This is a genomic window from Kitasatospora sp. NPDC059577 (genome assembly GCF_042735475.1).
Lineage (GTDB): Bacteria > Actinomycetota > Actinomycetes > Streptomycetales > Streptomycetaceae > Kitasatospora.
The window spans coordinates 18,360-23,834 of record NZ_JBHWBZ010000060.1; the positions used below are offsets into that span (position 1 = coordinate 18,360).

Below are 5,475 nucleotides of genomic sequence, written 5' to 3' on the forward strand. Positions count from 1 at the left end.
CACACACACAATATAAACCCCCCGGGGCACTCACTCCACACCCCCGCCCGGGCGCCCCCCCCCCCCCCCGGGGGGCCCCCCCCCGGGCCCCGGGGGGGGGGCCGGTGGGCCACGCCTGTCCGTCGTGGCCAGGGTTGTGAGGAAGTGAGAACGATGGCTGTGCATTCGGAGCGGGTGCAGACGCAGTCCCCCGATCCAGGGGAGGCCGTTGCGGCCCGTGTCGAGACGAGCGCCACGGGCGGCGGCTCCGGGGGTGCCGCGCCGAAGCGCACCAGATCCGCGGGCGGCCCCGGGCTGGGCGCCCGCCTCGCCCCGTACCTGCTGCTGCTGCCGGCCACCGTGGCGACGCTCGCCCTGCTGGGCTGGCCGCTGCTGAAGACCGTGCTGCTGTCGTTCCAGAACCTCAACCGGCGCCAGCTGGTCATGCACATCACCGAGTGGAACGGCTTCGACAACTACAAGGAGCAGCTGACCGATCCGGAGTTCTGGTCGGTCACCGGGCGCACCGTCGCCTTCACCGCGATCAACGTGGTGCTCATCATGGTCGCCGGCACCCTGGTCGGCCTCCTGCTGAACCACCTCGGCAAGAAGATGCGGCTGCTGCTGCAGATCGGCCTGCTGATGGCCTGGGCCATGCCGGTCGTCGCCGCGACCACCGTCTACACCTGGCTCTTCGACTCGCAGTGGGGCGTCGTCAACTGGTTCCTGGACCAGCTGGGTTGGCACTCGATGGCCGACTACAACTGGCTCAGCAACGAGTACACGACCTTCTTCGTCGTCATCCTGCTGATCGTCTGGATGTCGATCCCGTTCGTGGCGTTCAACATGTACGCGGGCCTGACCACCATCCCGAGGGAGCTCTACGAGGCCGCCCGGATGGACGGCGCCGGCTCCCTCAAGATCTTCAGCGCGGTGATCTTCCCCAACCTGAAGCCGTTCTTCCTGGCCACGACCTTCCTCGAAGTCATCTGGGTGTTCAAGTCCTTCACCCAGATCTACGCGATCAACGCCGGCGGCCCCGAGAAGCTGACCCGCACCCTGCCGGTGCACGCCTTCCTGGAGGGCTCCTCCGGCCAGCACTACGGCGTCGGCTCCGCGATCGCCGTGCTCACCATCCTGATGCTGGGCGCGCTGATGGCGTACTACTTCCGCATCATGATCAAGCAGGAGGACGAGCTGTGAGGCGCTCTCTCTTCGGACGTACCTGGCCGAACGTGATCGCGGTCGTCCTGTTCGTCTTCTTCGTCTTCCCCGTCTACTGGATGTTCGCGACGTCCTTCAAGCAGGACCAGGACATCATCAGCAAGACGCCGGTCTTCGTCCCGCTCGACGGGACCTTCGACCACTTCGTCACCGCGGTCGACGCCCCGAACTTCTGGACGTACGTCACCAACAGCATCACCGTCACCGTCGGCGCGGTGCTGCTCTCGCTGGTGATCGCGACCCTGGCGTCCTTCGCCATCGCCCGGATGAAGTTCCGCGGCCGCAAGGGCTTCGTGCTGGTCGTCATGATGGCGCAGATGGCGCCCTGGGAGGTCATGACCATCGCGGTCTACATGATCTCCCGCGACAACGAGCTGCTGAACAGCCTCGTGCCGCTGACCCTCTTCTACATGATGATGATCCTGCCCTTCACCATCTGGACGCTGCGCAGCTTCATCGCCGCCGTGCCGAAGGAGCTGGAGGAGTCGGCCATGGTGGACGGCTGCACCCGCACCCAGGCCTTCGTGAAGGTGATCTTCCCGCTGCTGGCCCCGGGCCTGATGTCGACCTCGCTGTTCGGCTTCATCACGGCCTGGAACGAGTTCCCGCTCGTCCTGATCCTCAACAAGGACGAGGGCAAGACCCTCCCGCTGTGGCTGTCGTCCTTCAAGACCGCCTTCGGCAACGACTGGGGCGCCACGATGGCCGCGTCCACGATGTTCGCCATCCCCGTGCTGATCCTGTTCATCTTCCTGCAGCGCAAGGCCGTCGGCGGTCTCACCGACGGCGCCGTGAAGGGCTGAGTCACCGTGAGCATCCTCGTTCCCACCGTGCCGGACAGCGACCAGCTGCACCGCGACGCCCTGACCGTCCTGCAGCCCGGCTTCGTCGGCACCGAGCCGCCGCAGTGGCTGCTGCGCCACCTCGCCGCCGGGCTCGGCTCGGTCGCCCTGTTCGACCGCAACGTGGCCGACCTCGACCAGCTCTCGGCCCTCACCCGGGCGTTGCGCGCCGAGAACCCCGACCTCCTGATCGCCATCGACGAGGAGAGCGGCGACGTCACCCGGCTGGAGGCGGGCTCCGGCTCGTCCTGGCCCGGCAACCTCGCGCTCGGGGCGATCGACGACCCGGCGCTGACCCGGGACGTCGCCCGCGAGCTCGGCCGGGCGCTGGCCGCGGCGGGCGTCAACTACAACTGGGCGCCCACCGCGGACGTCAACTCCAACCCGCGCAACCCGGTCATCGGCGTCCGCTCCTTCGGCGCGGACCCGGAGCTGTGCGCCCGGCACACCGCCGCCTGGGTCGAGGGCCTGCAGTCGGCCGGCGTGGCCGCCTGCTCCAAGCACTTCCCCGGCCACGGCGACACCGCGGTGGACTCGCACCACGGCCTGCCGGTCATCGACGTCGACCTGGACGTGCTCCGGGCCCGCGACCTGATCCCGTTCCAGGCGGCGATCGCGGCCGGCACCAAGGCCGTGATGACCGCCCACATCATGATCCCGGCGCTGGACCCGGAGCTGCCGGCCACCCTGAGCCCGACCGTGCTGCGCGACCTGCTGCGCGCGGCCCCGGCCGACGGCGGCCTCGGCTACCAGGGCCTGATCGTCAGCGACGCGATCGAGATGGGCGCCATCGCCGACACCTTCGGGATGGGCGAGGGCACCGTGCTGGCCCTGGCGGCCGGCGCGGACGCGATCTGCGTCGGCGGCGGACTGGCCGACGAGGAGACCGTGCTGATGCTGCGCGACGCCATCGTGGCGGGCGTGCGGGCCGGGAAGCTCGACGAGGAGCGGCTGGCGGACGCCGCTGCCCGGGTCCGGGCACTGGGCAGCTGGGGCCGGATCTCGGCCCAGGGCGAGCGGCCGGAGCCGGACCTGGCGGTCGGCCTGCGGGCCGCGCGCCGGGCGCTGAAGGTGGTCCGGGCGCCGGGTCTGGTGACGCCCCCGGTGAGCGAGCGCCCGTACGTGGCCTCGTTCTCGGACGAGCCCAACATCGCGGTCGGCGACGTCACCCCGTGGGGGGTGGCCGGCATGCTGGCCGACCGCTTCCCCGGTACCCGCACCCGCGCGGTGTCGGCCGCCGCGGCGGCCCCGGAGCTGCTGGACGGCCTGGTCGGCGAGCTGGTGGCCGACGCCGAGGGCCGCCGCCTGGTGCTGGTGGTCCGCGACGCGCACCGCTACCCGTGGATGTCCGCCGTGCTGGGCCGCCTGGTGGCGGTTCGCCCGGACGCCGCCGTGGTCGAGATGGGGCTGCCCCAGTCCGAGCCGGTCGGCGCGCTCTACGTCGCCACCCACGGCGCCGCCCGGGTCTGCGGGCTGGCGGCCGTGGAGGTGCTCACCGGGCAGCCGGGAGCGGTCGGCTGAACCACCGGAGGAACGTCACCGGCCGGCTCCGGGAGGCGTCGGCCGACGGGCCCGTCATGCGCATGTCGCATGGCGGGCCCGTTCCGTTTCCCCGGTGTCGACCTGCGGATTCGCGAAGTGACCGTGCTCCCTCAAGCAGGCCTTAAATCCACCTTAAGTCCTACCGATGGTGACGGGGTGGCGACTGATCGCCACGGGGTACAACGGCTCTGCAACGTCCTTGGGCACAGGGACATTTGGCCGTTGACACCACCTTTGGTCTAGGCCAGAGTCCAGTCATCCGGTTCGAATTTCAACCTCGCCGGATGTGGTATCGGCCCACCCCGAAGCTCTGCGCCGCCCCCTGTCCGGACTCTCCGCCGCGGGCGCGCCCATCACGCTGCCGGCGGGCATCACGGCTCTAACACCCTCGGAGGACGGCGTGAAGAAGCGTCAGCTCGTTTCGGCGCTCGGGACCATGGCACTGGCGGCGGGCCTGACGGCCTGTTCCTCGTCGGGCGCACCGTCGGGCGACGGCAGGAGCGCCGCGGCCGACCCGAAGGCGGCCACCGGCACCGTCACGGTCTGGCTGATGGACGACGCCCAGAAGAACTGGCCCGACCTGGTCCAGCGGGTCAACGACGAGTTCGCGGCGAAGTACCCGAACGTCGCCCTCAAGCTCTCCTACCAGGGCTGGGCGGACAAGGTCACCAAGCTGGACAAGGCCATCGCCGAGGGCAGTGCCCCCGACGTGGTCGAGCTGGGCAACACCGAGACCATGAAGTACGTGCTGTCCGGCGCGCTGGCCCCGGTGGACCGGACCACCTTCGACAACTCCGACAGCTGGATCAAGGCCCTCGCCAACACCTGTACCTACCAGGACAAGCTCTGGTGCGTGCCCTACTACGCCGGCTCCCGGGTCGCCGTCTACAACTCCACCGTCTTCCAACAGGCCACCGGCAGCGCGGAGTTCCCCAAGACCGAGACCGAACTGACGGCCGCCCTCGACAAGGTCGCGGACAGGAACAAGGCGGACAGGACCTTCTCCCCGCTCTACCTGCCCGGTCCGTACTGGTACGCGGCGATGAGCTACGTGGCCGCGTACGGCGGCAGCATCGCCAAGTTCGACAGCGCCGGGAACTGGCACGGCACCCTGCACGACGCCAAGTCCCAGGAGGGCATCGGCCACTTCGCCGACCTGGTGCGCAAGTACAACAAGGGCGACCTGACGGTGAACGAGCAGAACCAGTACGAGGCGATGTCCCGCGGGCACGCCGCCTCCTTCTACGGCAACGGCTACGAGGCGGCCAGCGTCACCGCGCCGGTCACCGGCGACCCGAGCCTCAAGGACTCCGTCAAGGTGGCCACCATGCCCGGCCCGGACGGCAAGCCGCTGCCGACCTTCATCGGCGGCTCCGACCTCGCCGTCACCGCCAAGTCCCCGTCGGCGGCGCCGGCGACCGACTGGATCCGGATGTTCACCAGCACCAAGTCCGAGCAGGCGCTGGCCGACAAGGACATCCTGCCGAACAACCTCACCCAGCTGAACCCGTTGAAGAACAAGCCGTCCACCGCCGCCGCGGCCAACGCCGTCCCGGACGCCTGGTTCACCCCGCTGGCGCCCGGCTGGGGAGCGGTCGAGAAGCAGAAGATCATCCCGGACATGCTGACCGCGATCCTCAAGGGCAAGTCGGTGGACCAGGCCACCAAGGAGGCCGACGCCGCGATCGACCAGCTGATCAACAAGGCGTCCTGACCCGCGCCCCGTCGTCGCGTCCCACGTCCGTCCGGCGCCCGTCCGCCGCCTGTCCGCCGTGTGTCCGCCGCCCGTCCGGCCCCCCCCGCCCCCCCCCCGGGGGGCGGCGGTCGGGGGGGGGCCCGGCCCGGCGCGCCCCGTGGGTTTGGGGGGCCGCCAGCCACCCCGCGAGTG

The 5,475-nt window shown here is 70.2% G+C and carries 4 protein-coding genes; all 4 read left to right on the forward strand.

Annotated features, from left to right (window positions below; genetic code table 11):
- Window positions 1–153 precede the first annotated feature (153 nt).
- Window positions 154–1,182: a carbohydrate ABC transporter permease gene (locus ACFV0O_RS33295; RefSeq protein WP_380347483.1), complete on the forward strand. Its 1,029-nt coding sequence runs from the start codon at window positions 154–156 to the stop codon at window positions 1,180–1,182.
- Window positions 1,179–2,006, forward strand: coding sequence for a carbohydrate ABC transporter permease (locus ACFV0O_RS33300; RefSeq protein WP_380347484.1), 828 nt, complete (start codon window positions 1,179–1,181; stop codon window positions 2,004–2,006). Before ACFV0O_RS33295 ends, ACFV0O_RS33300 begins: the two co-directional genes overlap by 4 nt.
- A 6-nt stretch (window positions 2,007–2,012) precedes the next feature.
- Window positions 2,013–3,566, forward strand: a complete 1,554-nt coding sequence (locus ACFV0O_RS33305; protein ID WP_380347485.1) for a glycoside hydrolase family 3 protein — start codon at window positions 2,013–2,015, stop codon at window positions 3,564–3,566.
- A gap of 457 nt (window positions 3,567–4,023) precedes the next feature.
- Window positions 4,024–5,301 carry an extracellular solute-binding protein gene (locus ACFV0O_RS33310; RefSeq protein WP_380347510.1) on the forward strand — a complete coding sequence of 426 codons (1,278 nt, stop codon included), beginning with the start codon at window positions 4,024–4,026 and terminating at the stop codon, window positions 5,299–5,301.
- Window positions 5,302–5,475 lie beyond the last annotated feature (174 nt).

Coding starts and splice junctions, on each gene's coding strand:
- ACFV0O_RS33295 (WP_380347483.1), top strand. CDS start 154: ATGGCTGTGCATTCGGAGCGGGTGCAGACGCAGTCCCCCGATCCAGGG.
- ACFV0O_RS33310 (WP_380347510.1), top strand. CDS start 4,024: ATGGCACTGGCGGCGGGCCTGACGGCCTGTTCCTCGTCGGGCGCACCG.